Genomic DNA, 21,137 nt, shown 5'->3' with positions numbered 1-21,137 from the left:
GCACACTGTGCGGCTTTTGATTAATGGCACTTAATGCGCAAACAACGAGTTGCCTTTCTGCCCGGCCAGTTTTTCAGGCTTGATCAGGAACCGTGCGAGCGCCGGCAACAGCCATAGCGCACCGAACATGTTCCACAGCAGCATGAAGGTGAGCATCAGGCCCATGTCGGCCTGGAACTTGATGGCCGAGAAGATCCAGGTGCACACGCCGATTGCCAGGCACAGGCCGGTGAACAGCACGGCTTTGCCGGTGGACTTGAGCGTTTGGTAGTAAGCCTCTTGCAACGGCAGGCCGGCACGCAGGAAGCTTTCCAGACGGCTGTAGATGTAGATGCCGTAATCCACGCCAATCCCCACGCCCAGCGCCACCACCGGCAAGGTCGCGACCTTGACGCCGATGCCCATGAACGCCATCAGCGCGTTGCCCAGCACCGAGGTCAGCACCAGCGGCAACACGATGCACAGGGTGGCGGCCCAAGAGCGGAAGGTGATCATGCACATCGTGGCCACGCACAGGTAGACCAGGATCAGAATGGTCAGCTCCGACTCTTTGATGACTTCGTTGGTGGCGGCTTCGATCCCGGCGTTACCGGCGGCAAGGATAAATTCCAGGCCATCCTTGTTGTTCTCCTTGGCGAAGTCCTGCACGGCGTGCACCGCGCGGTCGAGGGTTTCGGCCTTGTGGTCGTTGAGGAACACCAGCACCGGCGCCAGCGAGCAATTGTTGTTGTACAAGCCATCGGCACGGGCGATGGAGTTGTTCAGGACGTCAGGGTTGCGCGACAAGGTTTCCCATTTGAGGTTGCCCTCGTTCATCCCCTTGATCATTTGCTTGGACACGGTCACCAGCGAGATTGCCGACTGCACGCCTTCAGTGTTCTGCATCTTCCACATCAGTTGGTCGATGGGCGCCATGGCTTCATAGCGCGAACAGCCTTCGGCCTTGGTCTTGACCATCACCACCAGCACGTCGGAGCTGGTGGAGTAGTTGCTGATGATGAAATTGTTGTCCTTGTTATAGCGCGAGTCCGGGCGCAGTTCCGGTGCACCCTGGTCCAGATCGCCGATCTTGAGGTTCTGGCTGTACCAGAGGCCGCCACCGAAGGCGATCAACGCGAGCAACACAGACACCGGCGCGACCTTGGGGCTGGCGAATTTGGACAGCAGGCGCCAGAACGGGTGTTCGCGGTGCGCGTCCTTTTTGCTCTTGGCGATGGCACGCTTGCTGATACCGACGTAGGAGATCGCCACCGGCAGCAGGATCAGGTTGGTGAACACGATCACCGCCACGCCGATGGAGGCGCCGATGGCCAGCTCGCGGATGACACCGATGTCGATGATCAGCAGTGTGATAAAGCCCACGGCGTCGGCGAGAATCGCGATCATCCCCGGCAGGAACAGTTGCCGGAACGTGCGGCGCGCAGCGGTCAGCGCGTTGTCCGCCTCACTGGATTGCAGCGCAATACCGTTGATCTTCTGCACGCCATGGGAAATACCGATGGCGAAAATCAGGAACGGCACCAGCATCGAATACGGGTCGAGGCCGAAACCGAAAAAGTGCATCAGCCCCAGTTGCCAGACCACCGCCACCAGCGTCGTGCTCAACACCGCGACGGTGCTGCGCAGGCAGTTGGTGAACCACAGCAGCAGAATCAGGGTGATGACGAACGCGATACCAAAGAACATCACCACCATGACCAGGCCATCAATCAGGTCGCCGACCTTCTTGGCAAACCCGACGATGTGGATTTTGACGTTGGGGTTCTGCGCTTCGAACTTGTCGCGGATCTTGTCTTCGAGTTCATGGGAGAACTTGCGGTAGTCCAGGGCCAGCAATTTGCCCTGGTCCTGCGGGTCCGGGTAGGACTCCAGCAACGGGATGTCGACGATGCTTGACTTGAAGTCGTTGGCCACCAGGCGCCCGACCTGGCCGGACTTGAGCACATTGTTGCGCAACTGGTCGAGGCTTTGCGGCGAGCCGTTGTAACTTTGCGGGATCACTTCACCGCCGGCAAAGCCTTCTTCGGTGACTTCGGTCCAGCGTACGCTGGGGCTCCACAGCGACTTGAGACCCGAGCGGTCAACGCCCGAGATGTAGAACACCTCGTCGTTGATCTGGCGCAGGGTCTCCATGTACTCCTTGGTGAAGATGTCGCCGTCCTTGGCCTCCACCGAGATGCGCACGGTGTTGCCCAGGTTGGCCAGATCGTTACGGTGCTCCATCATCTTTTCGATGAAGGGATGCTTGAGGGGGATCATCTTTTCAAAGCTGGTCGACGGGCGAATCAGCGTCGCCTGCCAGAACAGGAAAATACTCACCAGCAGGCAGATGACGATGACTGCCGGGCGATTGTTGAAGATCAGGCGCTCAAGCAAGGTCGCTTTATCGTTGTGATGACTGCTCATTCTTTACCCGCCTTCTTATTGTTTTTCGAGTTCAGCGCCGGCCGGCGTAGCAACGCGTACACCGCCCTGCCCGACCAGAATCAGGTTGCCATTGCCTGCAGCAGTGACTGCCGACAATGAGATGCGGTCCGGGCGGTTGAATACGCTGAAGGTCTGGCCATCATCGTGACTGACCACCACGCTGCCGCCATTGCCGACCACGACCAGCGAGCCGTCATCGAGCAAACTCGCGCCCGACAAACCGAACTCCAGGGCGCCACGCGCCGCATTCAATTGGACTTGCTCCCAGGTGCTACCGAAATCCGTGGAGCGATACAGGTTGCCGCGCAGGCCATAGACCAACAGGGTTTGCGGCTGGGCGGTGCTGATCACCCCGAACAGCGAGCCCTCGTAGGGGCCTTCGAGCTTCTCCCAGGTCTGGCCGTCGTCGCTGGAGCGGAACATGCTGCCCTGCTCGCCGACGATAAACAGCCCGGCGTCCTTGATGTGGGCGATGGCGTTGAGGTGGAACTGGTCTTCGTTATCGAGACGGTCGCTGACGTCTTCCCAGTGTTTGCCAGCGTCGGTGGTTTCAATCAACGCACCGTAGGCGCCCACGGCGATACCGTGTTCGGCATCCTTGAACCACACGTCGAGCAACGGTGCTTCGCGCTTGAGGTCCTGAAATTGCTGGGTCCAGCTAGCGCCGCCGTCGACGCTTGCCAGAATCTGCGCATCATGGCCGACCGCCCAGCCGCGTTTATCGTCGACGAAATACACTGCCGTGAGCAGTTGCCGGGTGGGGACTTTGGCCTGGGTCCAGGTGCTGCCCTGGTCATCGGAATAGAGGATGTGCCCACGATCACCGACCGCCACCAGACGTTTGCCGGCATGGACCACATCGATCATCAGGCCTTTGCTGGCCTTGGGGGATTCAATCGCGAATATCGGCTGCGTACGGGTATCGCCGGCAGCGAACGTGGGAGTCGATAACACTCCAAACAGCGAGAGCGCTGTGGCCAGCATCGCAACCCTGCGTGCGGCGCGCGGGCAGCAAACAGCCCAACCCATGACAGGCTCACTCATAGACCTTTCTCCCCATTTATTATTGTTAGGTGGTCTCGCCTTCCCGGGCTCTGAAACCTGCACTCTAGAGCGCCTGGAGGAAGCAAGGGCCATCCTATCGGGCTTTCGAATCGTCTGACAATCGGCGCTACGTTATCTTTTGTTAACTGACGGCGTTTGGTCGTGGCCTGAATATCGCTGCATTCCCCAGGCTGATTAATGAATTTTTATTCCATCTATTGAATTTAGTGAATTTTTATTCCATTAATGGCGTTCTTGAAAACAATAATTCAAAGGACCACGGCTATGCGTGAACTCGGAATCGGCCTGATCGGCACAGGCTTCATGGGGCGCGCCCATGCGTTAGCGTTCAATAATGCGCGGGCGGTATTCGAACTGCCGGTACGCCTCACGTTAGCGGCCCTGGCCGATGCCGACACCGCGCGCGCTCAGCGTTGCGCGACGGCGTGGGGGTTTGCCCAGGCCCATGGCGATTGGCAGGCGCTGATCAACGACCCCAGCGTTGACGTGGTGGCCATCACCACCCCCAACCATCTGCATTACCCCATGGCCATGGCTGCGATTGCGGCGGGCAAGGCGGTGTATTGCGAAAAGCCGCTAGCGGTCAGCCTGGAGCAGGCCGACGCGATGCGCCGCGCCGCCCGTGCCGCCGGGGTGGTCACGCGCGTCGGCTATAACTATCAGCACAACCCGATGATCAGCCTGGCAAGGCAGATGATTGCCAATGGAGAGCTGGGCGAGATCATCAGCTTCCAGGGCGAGTTCAGCGAAGACTTCATGGCCGACCCGGCCTCGCCCTGGTCGTGGCGGTGTGAAGTGGACCATGCCGGTGGTGCGCTGGCGGACCTCGGTAGCCACCTGCTGTCGATGGCACGCTACCTGGTGGGCGATGTGCTCAGCGTGTGCGCCGACACCCACACCGTCCACGCGCAACGCCCCGCCACCGCCGGCAGCCCGACGAACCGCGCGATTGCCGTGGATGACCAGGTGCATGCGCTGCTGCGCTTTGCCAACGGCGCCCGTGGCACCGTGAGCAGCAGTTGGCTCAAGCATGGCTACAAAAACCACCTGAGTTTCGAAATCAGCGGTACGAAAGGCACCCTTGCGTTCGATCAGGAGCGCTTGAACGAGCTGCGTGTGTGCCGTGTCGGCCAGGACGGTTTCCAGCGGTTGCTGGCGGGCCCCGCCCTGCCCGGCTATGCCGCGTTCAGCCCGGCGGCCGGGCATCAATTGGGCTACAACGAGTTGAAGACGCTGGAAGTACACGAATTGATCATGGCGCTGGCGGGTCAGGGCGTTGATGGCACCGACTTTGACCAGGCGTGGGAGGTCGAGCGGCTGGCGACGGCGATTCGCCTGGCCGCGCGTGAGGCGCGTTGGGTCAACGTGAGCGAGGTGTAAATGCGGGGGAGCAGCGCGCTCCCCACGCGTTCGGCTTAGATCACGAAACGCGCGACCATCCCGTTCAAATCCACCGCCAGGCGCGACAGCTCGTGGCTGGCCGCGCTGGTCTGGTTAGCGCCCGCCGCCGACTGCGTCGCCAGGTCGCGGATGTTCACCAGGTTGCGGTCGACTTCACGGGACACCTGCGCCTGCTCTTCCGAGGCGCTGGCGATCACCAGGTTGCGCTCATTGATCAGGCTGATGGATTGGGTGATCTGCTCCAGCGCCACACCGGCGGCGCGGGCCATTTCCAGGGTGGCGTGGGTGCGCTGGTTGCTCTGCTGCATCGACTGTACCGCGTCACCGGTGCCGCTCTGGATACCGGCGACCATTTTTTCGATTTCCTGGGTCGACTGCGCGGTGCGATGAGCCAAGGCGCGGACTTCATCGGCCACCACCGCAAACCCTCGGCCGGCTTCACCGGCGCGGGCCGCCTCAATCGCTGCGTTGAGCGCGAGCAGGTTGGTCTGTTCGGCAATTGCGCGTATCACGTCGAGGACCTTGCCAATGTCGCGGCCCTGAGTGGCCAAGCCTTCGATCATGACCGAGGTGTTTTGTACATCCTGAGTCATGGTTTGAATCGCGCCGACGGTTTCCACCACGCGATCACGCCCTTCACGCGCTGCCAGGTTGGATTGGCTGGAGGCTTCGGAGGTGGACACCGCGTTGCGCGCCACCTCTTCCACGGCAGCGGTCATTTCGTTGACGGCGGTGGCGGCCTGGTCGATTTCGTTGTTCTGCTGTTGCAGGCCTTTGGAGGCTTCCTCGGTGACCGCGCTGAGTTCTTCCGCTGCCGAGGCAAGCTGGGTGGCGGAACCGGCGATGTGCTGGATGGTTTGGCGCAGGTTGGCTTGCATGGCCGACAGGGCACTGAGCAAGCGTGCCGGCTCGTCCTTGCCATCGTCTTCAATAACGCTGGTCAACTTGCCACCGGCAATGGTTTGCGCCACTTCCACCGCTTTGCGCAGCGGCGTAACAATGCTGCGCGTCAGCAGCCAGGCCAGCAACACGGTCAACAACGCCGCTGCGACTGAAACGATGATGATCCCGGTCACGCCTTGTTGGTAACTGGCCTCAGCATTACGCCCGGCCTGGTCGGCATCGGCGCCGTTGAACGCGATCAGTTGGTTGAGTTGCTCGCCCATCAAGTCGGTACCGTTCTTGATTCGCGTGTTGATCAGGGTGCGCATCGCCTCGACGTTGTTTTGCTGGGACAGTGACAGCATCTCGGCCTGAGCGGCGAAGTAACTCTCAAGGGTCGCGGCGAAGGTTTTGTACAAGGCCGCCTCCTCGGGACCCGCCGGCATCACCGAATACGCGCTTTGAGCCTGCTTGACCTTATCCATCAATACGCCGATGCGCGTCTTGGCTTCCTCGAGCGCCGCAGGTTCGCGGTTGATCAGTACCCGAAAGGACAGAATGCGCAGGCGCAGAACGTTTTCTGTGAGGTTACCGAGGTATTTCACACTGGGTAGTTGGTTGGCCCCCATGTCCATGGATGCCTGGCGGATTGTCGTCATGCGGTTGACGGCAAACACGCCAAGGATTACTACCAGCAACGCAATGAACGCAAAACCGAGAAAAGCGCGAGGGGCAATATTCAGATTACGAAGGGACATAGGGGTGCTCTCAAAAAGGGGTGTTTGCGCGCATCCCTGCGGCGACACGATCCGCGGGTGTCAACGCACCACTCGGACCACTAAGCGCCACTGTTGTCATTGATGTGTGGGCCTATTCAGGCTATCGGCGGACTTGAGAAATTAATGGGCACATTTCGAAATATTTTTTCACACTTCTGACAGCCAACACTTTCTGGCATCCTTCGCGTCCCTTTTCTGACCCGAGCCCGCATTTTGTCTGACGCTCAAGCGCCCCGCCCCCGCTATAAATCCGACCTGATCTACGGCCTGGAAGACCGCCCGCACTTCACCGCAGCGATTTTTGCTGCGCTGCAACATGTGCTCGCGAGTTTCGTCGGCATCATCACCCCCACGTTGATCGTCGGCGGCGTGCTGGGGCTGGAAAGCGAGGTGCCGTACCTGGTGAGCATGGCGCTGTTCGTGTCCGGGCTCGGGACGTTTGTGCAAGCGCGCACGTTCGGGCCGATCGGTTCCGGCCTGCTGTGCCTGCAGGGCACCAGTTTTTCGTTTATCAGCGTTATTTTGAGTGCCGGGTTCATGGTCAAGGCCCGAGGCGGCGGTACTGATGAAATCCTCTCGACGATCTTTGGCATCTGCTTTTTCGCAGCCTTTATCGAAGTGGTGCTCAGCCAGTTCATCGGCAAGCTGCGCAAACTGATCACCCCGGTAGTGACGGGCACCATCATCACCTTGATGGGTTTGTCGTTGATCAAGGTGGCGGTCACCGACATGGCGGGGGGCTTCGGTTCCAGCGATCTGGGCGCGGCAAGCAATATGGGGCTGGCGGCGCTGGTGCTGCTGACCATCGTGGTGCTCAACCGCTTCAGTAACCCGTTCCTGCGCCTGGGTTCGATCGTGATCGGCCTGACCCTGGGCTTCGTGGTGGCCTGGTGGATGGGACGTGTCGATATGGCGGCGCTGCCGCAGGTGCCGTTAATCAGCGTGCCGGTGCCGTTCAAGTACGGGTTCTCGTTCGACTGGGTGGCGTTTATACCGGTGGCGGTGATTTTTCTGATTTCGCCATTGGAAGCCGCCGGTGACTTGACGGCCAACTCGATGATTTCCCAGCAACCGGTCAAAGGCCCGCTCTACATCAAGCGAATCAAGTCGGGCCTGCTGGCCGACGGCCTCAACTCGGCGATGGCCGCGACGTTCAACAGCCTGCCGATGGTGACCTTCGCGCAAAACAATGGCGTGATTCAGCTGACCGGCGTGGCCAGTCGCTACGTGGCGTACTTTATCGCCGGCCTGCTGGTGCTGCTGGGGCTGTTCCCGATGATCGGCGCCGTGCTGCAACTGATGCCCAAACCGGTACTCGGCGGCGCCACCCTGATCATGTTCGGCACCGTTGCCGTGGCCGGGATCAAGATTCTTGCCGAAGCCGGGCTGCATCGGCGCAATGTGCTGATCGTGGCGATTTCCCTGGGCATGGGCCTGGGGGTCGCCGCCGTGCCGGAGGTATTGCGCGACTTGCCCAAGGCGCTGCACAACATCTTCGAATCGCCGATCACCGTGGGGGCGTTCTGTGCAATCGTGCTGAACATTTTCCTGCCGGAAGAGTTCTTAGAGCTGGAAGAAGATGAATTTGATCCGGAGTCCTCTACCCTCAAGGTCATGCAGGATCCGGACGTCACGAAATAGGAGCATCTGTTAATGCGCAAGCTCATGGTTCTATCGCTACTGCTGCTTACCTTGAGCGCCTGCGCGCTGTTCCCCAACCGCGACCCGCTCAACATTACGGTGGTCGGCATCGAGCCGCTGCAAAGCCAGGACCTGGAAGTACGCTTCGCCGTGAAGCTACGGGTGCAGAACCCCAATGAAACGGCAATCGACTACAGCGGCGTAGCCTTGGACCTGGACGTCAATGGTCGGCCGCTGGCGTCGGGGGTGAGTGATCAATCCGGTTCCATTGCACGCTTTTCCGAAGCGGTGCTGATGGTGCCAGTCAGCGTTTCCGCATTTTCGGTATTACGCCAAACGCTGGGGCTGAGCCAGACCCAGAGCTTGAACAACTTGCCGTACGTACTGCGTGGCAAACTGGCCGGTGGGCTGTTCGGCACCCTGCGCTTTGTGGAGCGCGGCACGTTGGACCTGCCAAACACGGCGACCTGGTAAAGGCCATGCAACCGACATTGCTCACTGAACGGCTGATCCTGCGCCCACTCACCCTGGACGACGCCGACGGTATCCAGCAGCAATTCCCGCATTGGGCCGTGGTGCGCTACCTCAATGCCTTGGTGCCCTGGCCCTACCCGGCCGACGGCGCGCGTACTTATCTGCAACAGCACGCCCTGCCCGCCATGGCCCGTGGCAAGGAGTGGCACTGGTCGATCCGCCTCAACAGCGCGCCTGAGCAACTGATCGGTACTATCAGCCTGATGGACGAACACGACAACAACCGTGGCTTTTGGCTCGGCCCGCAATGGCACGGCCTGGGCTTGATGAGCGAAGCCAGTGCGGCGGTGACCGAATACTGGTTCGATACCCTCAAACGCCCGCTGCTGCGCGTGCCCAAGGCTGGGCCTAACCGAGGGTCACGGCGGATTTCCGAGCGCACCGGCATGCGCTTGATCCGCACGGATTACGGGGCGTTTGTAGAAGGGACTTTGCCACGCGAGTTATGGGAGATGACCCGCGAGGAATGGCTTGAAGCCCACGCGCGCGCACGCTGAAATTTACGCTGGGCGCGGGCTTGCCTGCGCCCAGCGTGCTCGACGGGTTTTAGTCGGTGATGAAGCGCACGCCCGGTTTGGCACGCTCATCCACTACCAGCTCAAATATGTCCGGCCGCGCATAATGCCCCACCACGTCATAGTCGTACCGTGCGCGCACCAGGTCATCGGTGTTGATCTGCGCGGTCAATAACCCCGCCCCGCCCAGCAACGGCCCGGCCAGGATGTCGCCCATCGGCCCGATGATCACGCTGCCGCCCGCGATCAAGGCGCGGTCTGACGGCCAGTTGGCAACCTCCACCCCCAACGCCTCGGGCGAAGCCTGCACTTGGCAGGCACTCACCACAAAGCAGCGGCCTTCGTGGGCAATATGGCGCATGCTCACTTGCCACATCTCGCGCTCATCCACCGTAGGCGCGCACCACACCTCCACGCCCTTGGCGTACATCGCCGTGCGCAGCAACGGCATCATGTTTTCCCAGCAGACTGCGCCGCCAATGCGGCCTACCGCTGCATCGATCACCGGCAAGGTCGAGCCATCGCCCTTGCCCCAGATCAGCCGTTCGGTGCCGGTGGGCATCAGCTTGCGGTGCTTGGCGACCAAACCGCCCGACGGCTCGAAATACAACAGTGTGCAATACAGCGTGCTGCCACTGCGCTCAATCACACCGAGTACCAGGCTCGCGCCGGTACGGGCCGACAACCCGGCCAGTGCTTCGGTTTCGATGCCCGGCACGTCGATGGCATTGGCAAAATACCGCGCAAACGCTTCGCGGCCTTCCGGCAGGCGGTAACCCAACTGCGTGCCGAAGCTTTCGCCCTTGGGGTAGCCGCCGAGCAAGGCCTCGGGCATCACCACCAATTGCGCGCCACTGCGCAGGATTTCTTGCTCATAGGTCAGGATTTGCGCCAGGGTTTGCGCCTTGCCACCCGGCAGGGCGCCAATTTGCAAAGCAGCCACGGTAGAAACAGGCATGACGAACTCTCCGAATAAGGGGGTTGCCCATTCTCCGGCCAGCCTGGATCATGAATAAAGCCTACTTCAGTGCTGAATGATATGAACCAGATGAATATCGCCCAGGTTGACCTGAACCTGCTGAAAACCTTCGAAGCCCTGCACGACGAGTCGAGCGCCAGCCGCGCGGCATTGCGCCTGGGTGTTACCCAGTCGGCGATCAGTGCGGGGTTGCGGCGCCTACGCGAAATGTATGGCGATCAGCTGTTCGTGCGCACCGGCCGGGGCTTGGCGCCAACCTTGCGGGCCAATCAGCTGAAGCCGGTCATCAGCGAGGCCCTGGACCGCTGTCGGCAGAGCCTGGCGATGACCCATCCGACCCATCCCAACTACCAGGGCCGGTCGGTGGTGCTGGGTTTGTCCGATGATTTCGAGATCGCCCATGGCCGTCGGCTGATGGCGGAAATAGCGCAACGCGCGCCGAAACTGCGGGTGATTTTCCGCCAGACCCATAGCCAAATCGTCGCCGCCGCCCTGCTCGACCGCACCCTGGACCTGGCGATTACCGCTGGCGGCTTTGCCGAGCGCCGGCTGAGCCGGCACGTGCTGGGAGACGGGGATTACCGCTGCCTGATAGACCCGCAAAGCCTGACGCCAGGCCAGCACGGCATCACCTTGGAAGAATTCGTCACGCGCGAGCATGTGCTGGTGTCGTCGGGCGGGTTTATCGGGATTACCGACGAAGGTTTGGCGGCGCAAGGGCTGAGCCGCCAAGTGTGCGCATCCACCAGCCATTTTGCCGCGCTGCCGTACTTGCTCAAGGGCAGCCAGGCGCTGGCGACGATTCCCGGGCATGCCGCCGAGGCCATTGCGCAGATGACCGGTTTGCGCGTGCTGCCCTGCCCGCTGGCATTGCCGCGCTACCCGGTGGAACTGGGCTGGCGCACCCAGTCCCAGCTTGATCCGGTGCTGCTTAAAGTCCGTGAGGCGATTGTGGCGTGCTTTACTTGGCCGCAGCCATCAGCTTGTTGACTTCGCTGCGTACCATGTTGGAAAACTCCGGCGGCGACATGCCGTCGAGTTCCGCACGCACCCACTCAGCCCACTTGCCCTTGCGCTTGGCGCGCTCGCCGAACAAGCGTGCCGCTTCGCCTTTGGCCTTGCCCAGGTTGGTTTGCCACAGGTCGTAGAGGCGGGACTTTTCATCTTCCAGCTCGGCGCGTTCGGCGAGGGTTTTGTTGGCCAGATTGAAGCTCATGTTGAATTACCTGCTGCACAAATAGGTGACATCTTACACGGTAGGTCGAAACTTCCAGATTCGGATTTTGCTCGGGACCACGCTACCGGCAAAAAAACTGCAACTTTTGCCGCCACCCGACACTCCATTGTTCACTGTCACATTCACCTGCAAGGAGTCACACAATGGCCCGCAAAACTGCCGCCCAAGCTGTCGAAGACCAAATCAAGGATCAAGCCTTCAGTGAACTGACGGCGCTGATCGAAGAATCGGACAAACTGCTCAAGAGCAGCGCCGCCCTGGTGGGCGAAGAAGGCGAAACCTTGCGCGAGCAGGTTGCCATCAAGCTCAAGCAAGCGCTGGACTCGGTGTCCAACGTGCGCGAGCGCAGCAAGCCTGTGGTCGATGCCACCGAAACCTACATCGGCGGCCATCCATGGCAGACCGTGGCGATTTCCGCAGGCTTTGGCCTGGTGGTCGGCCTGCTGCTCGGTCGCCGCAACTGAGTGACGGGGGCTGCTGCCTGAGGCAGCGGCCCCCTTTTTTAACCCTCGGCTAATGCCTGCAACTGCCGAAGGTCCTTCGCGTCAAGCTCAATACCTGTTTCCTGCGACTTCGCCCGTGTGCGATGACGTCGATCCCCTGGTAACCGCCGTAATCCCGCCGCATGCATCTGCCGCACCAGCTCCTGGCTGCGCTCGGCGAAGTGTTGCCCGGCGGTTTTGCTCGGGTCGATCAGGATCAGTAACTGCCCGGTCCAGGGCGTGCGCGCGCCCGGGTGATCCGACCAATTGAATTCAAACGAGAAGTTGCCCCCGGTGAGTGCCGCCGCCAACAACTCGACCATCATCGACAGCGCCGAACCTTTATGGCCGCCAAACGGCAACAACGCTCCGCCCTCGAGAATGGCCTTGGGGTCCTGGGTCGGCTGGCCCAGGCTGTCGACGCCCATACCCGGCGCAAGGCGCTCGCCCTTGCGTGCGGCAATCTGCACGTCACCGTGGGCGATGGCACTGGTGGCGAGGTCAAACACGATAGGCGCGCCGTCCGCCCGGGGTGCGGCAAACGCAATCGGGTTGGTGCCGAACAGCGGCCGATCGGCGCCATGGGGCACCACGCAGGTCATGCTATTGACCACGCTCAGCGCCACCAGCCCTTCTTCGGCGAAGGGTTCGACATCCGGCCACAACGCGGCGAAATGATGGGAGTTGTGAATAGCCAGCAATGCGATGCCGGCGCTGCGGGCCTTGGCTACCAGCTGTGAACGGGCCGCTGCCAGCGCCGGTTGGGCGAAGCCGTTGCAGGCGTCGACCCGCACGCAACCGGACGCGACGTCCGCGACCACCGGCACGGCTTGGCCGTCAACCCAGCCGCTGGCCAGCGTGCTCAGGTACCCAGGGATGCGGAAAATGCCATGACTGTGGGCACCGTCACGTTCAGCACTGGCGCAGTTGTGCGCCAGGATGGCAGCCACCTGCGGGGATGTGCCATGCCTGATAAAAATCCGTTGTAGCAATGCCACCAGCTCAGAGAAGCCGATTGAGGTGGATGCCGTGGCAACTGTCGGAGACTGCGCAGACATTTGAAGCTCCGTTTTTATGATTGGAAGGGGCAACGAATGAACATTCAGGCGGTTGATTAAACACCACGCACGCCGCCTGCTGTCAACTTGTGCGGGGCTGATTATGTACCCCCGCTCGGCGCTGACGCGTACTTACCCTGTGATCTCCCGTCCACAAAGGAGACAGACCATGGTGCGCGTTACCCCAGCGTATTTCTTTGACGAGTTCCTGCTGCCCCTTAGCCGCAAAACACCCAGCGAGCGGGAGCGTGCGCTGGGGCTCACCGTCAAGGACCTTGATTGGCTGCATACGCTGTACTACGCCAATGATACGGCCCGACAGGATACCCGCCTGCAAAGCCATCCCATGCGTGTCGAAAGGTTGCTGATCCACGTCTCGGGGCAACCCCCGGTTCCCATCGCCGGCGCTTTCCTGATGAGTCCGAGCCCGGACGGTGCCAAGGCTCTGCTCTACACGCCCTATGGCGGCATTCAGGTCGCTGACAGCCATGCCTCGCTGCTCGCCGACGTCAGCGCGGCGTTGGCCGACCCGCTGCAGCGCGTGGACTTGCTGAAGTTCGTCTCGATTGCCCAGCGCAACGCACTGCCCGTTGGCACGGCCATGACCTTGACCACCGAGATCATCGAAGGCGCCGTGATGGAAGACCAGGAGCGGCTCCTGCAGGCGTGTCAGCAAGCCAACGTACACACCATGTTTGAGCACCTGCAAAAAACGCCCACCCTGGCGAGCATGCTCGACACAGTGCTCGGGATCATGGCGCGGGCTTTTTTTCCAGGCCTGGATCAACGCGATACGCAGGTGAACTGCTTTATCAACACCCCGCCGAACACTGATCGACGCTGGGTCGGCTCCGTGCCATTAAGCGAAGCGCTCTTACAGTTCTATGTGCGACACGCCTGGCCCAAGGCGCAAACCCGCGAGTTCGTTAACCCCAAACATGTCACCACCGCCTTCACCCTGGCCCAGTTGGAGCAAGATCATCAGCACTGGGAAACGCTGACCGAACAGGCCTCCAGCATCCTGTCCAAACTGCTGGAGAGCCTGCTGCAAACTTACTGGAACGAGGACATCGACAACGGGACTTCACGCCGGGATCTTTTCGCGCACGTCATGGCAGAGAAGTTTCGCATCGAGGCACTGCTCAAGCGCCAGCAAAAGATTATCAGCGCCGACGAAAGCCATCGGCTCCAGGCATTATTCCTTAGCGACCAGAGCGCTCGCGGCGCCTACTCGGCGACCCTGAGTGTGGAAAAAGTGCGCATCTACGCGCCCTACCAGCACTACGTAGAGCTGGCCAGCACACTGATGATCAGCGAAAGCCGCGCCTACCTCTACACGCAATCTCGCGGGCTGCAGGTGCTCGAAGACCTGGATGACTTGAAAGATACGTTATTGAGCATGCTCAAGGCCGCTGGGCATGAGGACGAGCTACTCAACTTCCTGTCCCTGGATGAGCGCAACACGTTTATTGGCCTGGACCAGGTAAACATTGCTTCGCGCCCCGTAACGGGCGACGTTTTTTCCGACCTGATCGACGACATTGCGCTCAAGCAAATCAGCAATATGAACCACGCCCTGGGGCTGTTCCGGCTCAGTGATGGGCAGGTCGACCTGGCGGCCCTGCTCGATAGCGCACTGGATATACGCGCCATGCTCGACGATCGATTGGCAGCCTTGGATGCCGATGGTCGCTGGACCCTCCACCCTGTCACCAGCGGCAATGACCGCCCTTCGACGGTGCAGGCAGAGCGCGCCAAACTGCAACTGCAACGCCTGAGGGTTACCGCGGATGCCCTGGCCATGGAGCGCAAAAAGCACCCGACATTACGCAGCATGGTCACCCACGCCTTGAACGCGGAACTGCTCTTACAGCAACAGGACCTCAGCGCAGAGGCGGTCTTTATAAACACCTACGCCACTCGCGCCCAAGAGCGTGAAGACCGCCTGCCCGTGTCTTCCCTGAGCATGGTTGAACACTTTATCGAGCGCCTGAGCCTTGACACCGGACCTCTCGCGACTTCGTCCAGAACCTGGTTTTACGGCAAACGTGACCAGGGCAGTGCCAATCAACTGCACAGCATGACGCTGAAAACCTTCAATTCGATTATGGATAAAGTACTCAAGGTGTTTTCCAGCCACTCAATGCGAGAACTCCCGCGCCTGTTTTACCGTAATACCCGCGACAAACAGGCTCACTCGATGCTGCACGGGCTGCGCAGTGAGGCCGAACTGAGGTTGCTGGGTAAAACCCTGAGTGCCCTGGATCACGCCGTGCTGGACACCGTGCTCACGCCTGAAAGCCTTACACGCCTGACCCGGCATGGCATTCACGGTTTTATCCCGGATGCCTACGCCTTGGCGCTTGGCATCGGCACGTCGGCGACACTCCAGCCCCTCGCGAACCTGTTTGTACTGACTGAGCGCGGCGGTCTAGACCCACAGCGCTCCGGCAGGGCGCTGCTCTGGACGCCCCGGCGCGGACATGAGGCTTTTGCCTCGGTTAACGCCTTGCGCGAAGCCATAACGCGACGCCTGGAACATCCGATCAAGCGCTTGAGTCTGCTGGAAAACCTGCCACCCTCCGTGCGCATTCCTCATCAGGTTTATCGATGGGGCGCACTGCAACGCATTGACGAAAATGTGCTGAATAATCGCCTGCAAACCCACAGCGACTATGTCATGGACGGCGTCGATCAGCTGCTCGCCATGAAGTTGCCCGCCCGGGCCTTGCAGGACCGCCTGGATACCGTCATAGAACATGCCGCGCCGACCAACCTTGCAAGGGCCAGCGCGATCGCCCGCGCCGTGATTAACCAGCAGGCGCTGCCGGTCTGGTTGGGCATGGCCCCGCCCGAGGACCAACGCCATCAGGCGGAGCTGCTCCAGCAATACCACGACAGTGCGCCGGATGAGGAAGACTATCTGCATGGCATCACGCCCGTGCGCGAACACGCGTTCACAACGCTTCAGGCGTTACTGCTGGCACGCTTTCCCGGCCAGGCCCTCAACCCCGATGACATTCTGATTCCTGTTCACCAGGCGCTTGGCATCCATGATTTCACCCTGACCGACTTTGCCTTGCGGCACTGGCCAGACCTGGAGGCCGCAAGCATCCGCCCACGCTCACGCACCGCCACGTCCCTGCCGAGCTCACTGGATGCAAGTACCGTGGTGCAAATGGTCCGGCAGCTGGACCTGAAAACCGCTTACCAGACGCGGTTGCAAGACCACTTGAACACCCAAGCTGATGAGGGCCGCACACGCAGGCGCCGGTTCTGCCGGCAACTGCCGTGGCAAACCTTGCAATACGCCCACGAGCAAAAACTGCGCGAGCGTCTTTCTGCGCAGGCACTGAGCCTGGTCCAACAGGTATTCGACATGCCTGACGCTCTGGCACGCGCATCGCTCGCGGGTGCGTCAGCCATGATCAGCCCTTTGGGGCTGATGGCGACCGAGGGTGCCAGCACTGTCAACGTGCTCGGAATGTACCTGATAAGCTCGGACGCAGGCGCGTCTGGCACGGTGGTGCTGTACGCGCCCTTCTACGAAAACCATGCACTCAAGGAATACTCGAACGAGCAATCGCTGCTGGATGAATTAGCAAGACCGGGAGCGCTTCAGGACTGGGTCCTCACACACGTGGAAGCACCACATCAGGCAACTTATCGCAACCTGCTGCAAAACAACCATCATCGCCCATTTGAGATCCGTCTCGGCTTGTCTGCCGTCGCAGGCAACGCCCTGCATTACCTGTTCGATGAAACCAAGCAGTTCCTGCTCAAGGTGGTTGCCTGCCAATTCGAGAAAGGCGCCAAGCCGCTATGGGACAGCGTCATCAGCCTGCTGCGCAAGGACATTGGCACCGCCGTGCAGTTCATGGCGGGAAAGCTCGCCTATCCGCTGGTGGTTTGGCGTAGCTACACGCTGTTCAAGCGCTCCGCCGAAGCGCTGCAGCTGCACCATTGGAAGGCGGCCATGAAAGATTTTATTTGCGGGGTGGCTGAAATGGCCGGCCTGCGCAGTGAACTTGAGGGCTCCGAGCGCCCGCCGCCGACGGCACAAGAGGTGCCAGAGGCCGAACTGTCGAGTGAAACGTTACCCGCCGCCACCACACTCGCCAGCCTGGATATCACCGCTGCCTCACGTACGCGGATGCAGCCTTTCGAGGGCCACGATGTGGCCTTGAAAGACCTTGAAAAAAGCACCGTCACCGATGTTTATAAAGACCAGAAAACCTTGAAGAATTACGTCCCGCTGGACGGCAAAGTGTATTCAGTCAAGAAAACCGCCCAACGCTGGCGCCTGGCCAACGACGATCTGTCGGGGCCCTATGTAGGGCTCAACTCACGCGGCGAATGGGTATTAGATCTGAGTCGTCACAACCCACGCTTCGGCAAAACCCTGTCGCGCATGAGAGCACGCGCCAGCGAACGGGAGGCGATCAATATCCAAGCGACGGGTATCCGCGACATTGCTGCGCTCTCCAGTTGGAAGGCCCAAGTCATCAATGAGGCGCTGAACGTGGCGACTTACTACGCCGTCACTTGCAAGCGCAACATCGCTCAGTTTTCAAATTCCCTCGACCCTGATAGCCAGGTCGGCCTTTTTTTCGGTGAGATGTTCGGTGTCATCAGCCTGACCCCTGATCAAGTACAAAGGATCGAGAGGATAGTTGACGGGATACTGGATGAGTTAAGCGACCCCAGCTTGACCGGCCCCGATTCCAGACGGTTTGTCAGCGGCACCAGCCGCTTGAATCCGGCCGCCACCTACGCCTTTGTGCTCGACGGAGACAGAGAACATAAGCTGTATCTGCTCGATCGTTTCTTTGATCCGGATCTGGATGCTTACCAGAATCGCCTGAACGCGCCCTTCGATATCTCCGCCCACGCCAGAGCCAGTATCCTGATACACGAGTTGACACATTTGAAGACCAAGACTGCCGACATTGCCTACCTTGACAGCATGCGACCGTTCCCTGATCTGTTGAATACACGCAGGCCTGGTGCTCAAGCGCTGAAAACCGACCTGGAGGACATACGCAGGACTGCATTGTCGACGTTGACGCCGGCAACCATGCTGTTCAAGACCTGGGATGATTTGACCGCATCGTGGGAAGACTACGGGCATGACACCGACACCCATCACGTCAAACGTAAAGTGCTTAGCATCACGGGTGCGAATAACCTCGACGACGCTCGGCAGGTGTTCATGAGCAACCCCGACAAACGCATTGACACCATCTTGGCTAACGCCGACTCAGTCACCTACCTGATAACGCAGCTGGGCCGTGTTTTGGAGCCGGGGGCCTGAGCGGCCCCCGCAGGTGACGTCAGTCTTTCTGGTCACGCAGGATGTTGCCGGACACACCGTCGATACGTGCTTCGTAGACGCTGCCATCGGATTTGCGCCCTTTGACTTCCCAGTAGCCATTGTCATCGGCTTCGGCGCTATAGACCTCGACATACGCGGCTTTGGTCTTGGCAGTCTCAATGGCCTTTTCGATCGGAATCCAGCCGGCCCCCGGCTTATCGGCAAGGGCCGCGCCGGCACTCAACAGGGCGGTGGTTGCACACAGGGCGACTACGGTTTTCTTGAGCATGTTCGTTCTCCATTGGGGGATGACGGACTCGTGTCCTGTATTTTCTGAGGGTTACAAACGAGAATAAGTTCCAATTGATGTGCAATCGCCATGACTGCGGTTCTCGCCGTCTGCCTCCAGAGGTTAGAATGGGCGAAATCAGGATGAGCCCATGAGCGACAAGCCCCTTTCAGAAGCCGAATATGACGCCATCACCGACGCCGCCGCGCATTGGTGCATGCGACTGCATGCCAGTGATTGCACGGCGGCCGAGCGTCAGGCTTTTGTGCAATGGCACGATGCTCATCCACTGCACGCCTTTGAATACGCGGCCATGCTGGAAATCTGGGATGTCGCCGATCACTTGCCGCGCCATGAACCGGCGCCGGTTGTGCTGCCGCCCACGCCGCGTCGTCGCTTGCGCACTTACGCGGTGGCTGCCGCGGTCTGCCTCGGCGCTTTGCCGCTTGCCGCCTTCACCGGTTGGGAAGCGGGTTGGGTGCCCAATGCCTATGAACGTGTCGAAGCCAGCCATGAGCAACGCAAGGTGACGCTCGGCGATGGCAGCCAGGTCGAGTTGAACCTGGGCACCGAGCTGGTGTTCAGCAACTACAAGGACCAACGCCGGGTCACCTTGAAAAAGGGCGAGGCTTTTTTCAACGTTGCCCATGACAGCAGGCACCCGTTTATTGTGCGGGCTGGCGAGGGGCAGGTGCGGGTCACAGGCACCCAATTCAACGTCTGGAAGTATGAAGACCAGGTACGGGTGATGTTGCTTGAAGGCTCGGTGCAGGTGTCCAGCGACCAGGCCCACGCCAGCGTTGCGCTGAGCCCGGGCATGCAGGCCAGCTATCACCACGGTGAGGCGGCCCCGCAAGTCGTCGCCATCCACCCCAACGACGCAAGCCTGGCATGGCGCCAGGGCAAGCTGGTGCTCGACAACCTGGCGTTGAGCGACGCATTGCCACTGATCAACCGCTACCTGAACAAACCGGTGATGCTGGCAGACGCCAGTACCGGAGCGATTCGCATCGGCGGCATCTACAACCTCAATGAGGTCAACAACCTCGTCCCTTCCCTGCCCAAGGTTTTGCCGGTTTATCTGACGCAGAACCAGGACGGCAACCCCGTACTTAATTCGATCCCGCGCAAAACCCCCAAAGGCTAAGTCTTACGCCTGCACCTGCAGGTCTGTTCGCGCCCATAGTGTCCATTTTTGAAACACCTCTCTCGCCTGAACCGCCCGCCCCGGGCGGATTCATCGTTTTGTCATGCCGACTGTTACATCGCTGAGACAGCCTTGAGGCGGGGCTGCGCATAGGCGGCCATGCGGGCACTGTCTCAACGGTGAAACACCCCAGCCATCCCAGGGTCTCGGTTTAATTACAACCCGCTGAATACCCACAACAAATAAAAAGCGGCACGCGTTCTGCTCTCTCCCTTACAGCGCTGTTTAGGGTCAGCGCTAAGAATAAGGAACACTGCCGTGGACACACATAATCCGAGCTCATTGAGCCTCCTGCTGATCAGTTGTGTACTGAGTGCCAGCGCAAGCCTTCCGGCTTTTGCGGACGGTGATGGTGTGATCGTGGTCCAGCGTCAGGTCCAACCTTATGCAATCGGCCGCTCACGCGGTAAAGACCCCTACCCCACCACCGTGAATGCCAACCCATCAGCGCAAATCCTGCACGCCACCAGCAATGAACTCAGCGACAACGACATCGCTGGTATCAGCAGTGGCTCAAGCATTACACGCAGCATCATGCCCAATGGCGACATCACTGGCCTGAACAACTTCGGCAGCAGTACTGGCCTGGGGGCCGGCAGCGCGGCCGGCCACAACAGTGGTAGCGGAATCTCCGGCACGGTCAATGGGGCGATATCCAGCGGCCTCGCCCCACTGAACAACATCAGCGGCATGGTCGGGGGGGCAATGAAATGAACCACTCCTGGATGCTTATTGCGGCGCTCAGTTGCACAGCGGCGATGGCCGACAGCAACAACAACGCAACCATCACCCACTCCGGCAACCAATACGACGGTGTGGTCTCGACCAACCAGGCAGCCGGCGACCAGCAACAACTGAGCAACAACCTCGCCATCGCAGTCGGCCACAACGCGCAGGCAAACCTTTCCGTCACACAAAAAATCAGCGGCGCAGCAGCCGACCGCTCCCTGAACGCCAACGCCGCGATCCAGGGCAACTCTTTCAGCAAAGGCAACGGTGCACTGAGTGTCAACCAGTCCGCCGGGGCCCAGAACCAGATGATCAATGCCGTGCGAATCAGCGTGAGTGCTGGCCCGCAAAGCATCGACGACAGCGTCATGTCGCAACAGACCGTTGCGCTTGCAACCGACTCAGCGTTGACCCCTACCACTGGCAGCCGCCAGGTCGTTACCAGCGACCAGGCCTTCACCGGCAGCCGTGGAGTGGTACAGGTCAACCAGAGCGCCGGGGTGGGGAACCGAGTGGCTAACACCCTGAACTTACGACTCAACTGATGGAGCTGAGTCGATCGCTGGACCGCACCAACACTTAACCAACTAATAGAAGC

At 60.3% G+C, this 21,137-nt stretch carries 17 protein-coding genes; 10 read left to right on the top strand and 7 right to left on the bottom strand.

Annotation, left to right across the window (positions count from 1 at the left end):
* Positions 1 to 30: 30 nt before the first annotated feature.
* Positions 31 to 2,406, bottom strand: a complete 2,376-nt coding sequence (locus JFT85_RS00250; RefSeq protein ID WP_053256550.1) for an efflux RND transporter permease subunit — start codon at positions 2,404 to 2,406, stop codon at positions 31 to 33.
* Between the two features lie 15 nt (positions 2,407 to 2,421).
* Positions 2,422 to 3,471: a YCF48-related protein gene (locus JFT85_RS00245; RefSeq protein WP_242486507.1), complete on the bottom strand. Its 1,050-nt coding sequence runs from the start codon at positions 3,469 to 3,471 to the stop codon at positions 2,422 to 2,424.
* A gap of 285 nt (positions 3,472 to 3,756) precedes the next feature.
* On the opposite strand from JFT85_RS00245, the gene JFT85_RS00240 reads away from it, so the two are divergent.
* Positions 3,757 to 4,872: a Gfo/Idh/MocA family protein gene (locus JFT85_RS00240; RefSeq protein ID WP_201228715.1), complete on the top strand. Its 1,116-nt coding sequence runs from the start codon at positions 3,757 to 3,759 to the stop codon at positions 4,870 to 4,872.
* A gap of 35 nt (positions 4,873 to 4,907) precedes the next feature.
* Here JFT85_RS00240 and JFT85_RS00235 read toward each other — a convergent pair whose 3' ends face one another.
* A complete protein-coding gene (locus tag JFT85_RS00235; protein ID WP_187602385.1) occupies positions 4,908 to 6,533 on the bottom strand; it encodes a methyl-accepting chemotaxis protein in 1,626 nt (541 codons plus the stop codon).
* Positions 6,534 to 6,767: 234 nt separating this feature from the next.
* Here JFT85_RS00235 and JFT85_RS00230 point away from each other — a divergent pair, with 234 nt between their 5' ends.
* Genes JFT85_RS00230 through JFT85_RS00220 form a run of 3 tightly spaced genes read left to right on the top strand, consistent with a single transcriptional unit; the run spans position 6,768 to position 9,226 of the window.
* Positions 6,768 to 8,195: a nucleobase:cation symporter-2 family protein gene (locus JFT85_RS00230; protein WP_053256554.1), complete on the top strand. Its 1,428-nt coding sequence runs from the start codon at positions 6,768 to 6,770 to the stop codon at positions 8,193 to 8,195.
* A 12-nt stretch (positions 8,196 to 8,207) separates the two neighbouring features.
* Entirely contained in the window at positions 8,208 to 8,669 is a 462-nt protein-coding gene (locus JFT85_RS00225) for an LEA type 2 family protein (RefSeq protein ID WP_053256555.1), read from the top strand.
* Between the two features lie 5 nt (positions 8,670 to 8,674).
* Positions 8,675 to 9,226, top strand: a complete 552-nt coding sequence (locus JFT85_RS00220) for a GNAT family N-acetyltransferase (RefSeq protein ID WP_053256556.1) — start codon at positions 8,675 to 8,677, stop codon at positions 9,224 to 9,226.
* A gap of 49 nt (positions 9,227 to 9,275) precedes the next feature.
* Here the strand turns inward: JFT85_RS00220 and JFT85_RS00215 are convergent, their stop codons facing one another.
* Positions 9,276 to 10,202 carry a carbon-nitrogen hydrolase family protein gene (locus JFT85_RS00215; RefSeq protein WP_053256557.1) on the bottom strand — a complete coding sequence of 309 codons (927 nt, stop codon included), beginning with the start codon at positions 10,200 to 10,202 and terminating at the stop codon, positions 9,276 to 9,278.
* A 90-nt stretch (positions 10,203 to 10,292) separates the two neighbouring features.
* On the opposite strand from JFT85_RS00215, the gene JFT85_RS00210 reads away from it, so the two are divergent.
* Entirely contained in the window at positions 10,293 to 11,213 is a 921-nt protein-coding gene (locus JFT85_RS00210) for a LysR family transcriptional regulator (RefSeq protein ID WP_053256788.1), read from the top strand.
* Here JFT85_RS00210 and JFT85_RS00205 read toward each other — a convergent pair.
* Entirely contained in the window at positions 11,185 to 11,439 is a 255-nt protein-coding gene (locus tag JFT85_RS00205) for a hypothetical protein (RefSeq protein WP_003190904.1), read from the bottom strand. The genes JFT85_RS00210 and JFT85_RS00205 overlap by 29 nt on opposite strands.
* Positions 11,440 to 11,603: 164 nt before the next feature.
* On the opposite strand from JFT85_RS00205, the gene JFT85_RS00200 reads away from it, so the two are divergent.
* Positions 11,604 to 11,924: a DUF883 family protein gene (locus tag JFT85_RS00200; protein WP_032887039.1), complete on the top strand. Its 321-nt coding sequence runs from the start codon at positions 11,604 to 11,606 to the stop codon at positions 11,922 to 11,924.
* A gap of 38 nt (positions 11,925 to 11,962) precedes the next feature.
* On the opposite strand, the gene JFT85_RS00195 is transcribed toward JFT85_RS00200, so the two are convergent.
* Entirely contained in the window at positions 11,963 to 13,000 is a 1,038-nt protein-coding gene (locus tag JFT85_RS00195) for an Ldh family oxidoreductase (RefSeq protein ID WP_201228713.1), read from the bottom strand.
* A gap of 169 nt (positions 13,001 to 13,169) precedes the next feature.
* Between JFT85_RS00195 and JFT85_RS00190 the strand changes: the two genes are divergently transcribed.
* Complete coding sequence (locus JFT85_RS00190; RefSeq protein WP_201228711.1) at positions 13,170 to 18,314, top strand: dermonecrotic toxin domain-containing protein; 5,145 nt, start codon at positions 13,170 to 13,172, stop codon at positions 18,312 to 18,314.
* 19 nt (positions 18,315 to 18,333) lie between these two features.
* Here JFT85_RS00190 and JFT85_RS00185 read toward each other — a convergent pair whose 3' ends face one another.
* Complete coding sequence (locus JFT85_RS00185; protein WP_053256560.1) at positions 18,334 to 18,603, bottom strand: PepSY domain-containing protein; 270 nt, start codon at positions 18,601 to 18,603, stop codon at positions 18,334 to 18,336.
* Between the two features lie 151 nt (positions 18,604 to 18,754).
* On the opposite strand from JFT85_RS00185, the gene JFT85_RS00180 reads away from it, so the two are divergent.
* The 3 genes from JFT85_RS00180 (at position 18,755) to JFT85_RS00170 (ending at position 21,084) form a co-directional block, all read left to right on the top strand.
* A complete protein-coding gene (locus JFT85_RS00180) occupies positions 18,755 to 19,750 on the top strand; it encodes a FecR family protein (RefSeq protein ID WP_053256561.1) in 996 nt (331 codons plus the stop codon).
* Positions 19,751 to 20,068: 318 nt separating this feature from the next.
* Positions 20,069 to 20,524, top strand: coding sequence for a hypothetical protein (locus JFT85_RS00175; protein WP_053256562.1), 456 nt, complete (start codon positions 20,069 to 20,071; stop codon positions 20,522 to 20,524).
* Positions 20,521 to 21,084, top strand: coding sequence for an adhesin (locus tag JFT85_RS00170; RefSeq protein WP_069552779.1), 564 nt, complete (start codon positions 20,521 to 20,523; stop codon positions 21,082 to 21,084). The genes JFT85_RS00175 and JFT85_RS00170 overlap by 4 nt, the downstream gene beginning before the upstream one ends.
* Positions 21,085 to 21,137: the final 53 nt, after the last annotated feature.

Source organism: Pseudomonas sp. TH04 (assembly GCF_016651355.1).
Lineage (GTDB): Bacteria > Pseudomonadota > Gammaproteobacteria > Pseudomonadales > Pseudomonadaceae > Aquipseudomonas > Aquipseudomonas fluorescens.
The sequence above is the reverse complement of the archived record's forward strand: the minus strand, read 5'-3'. Positions and strand labels throughout refer to the sequence as shown.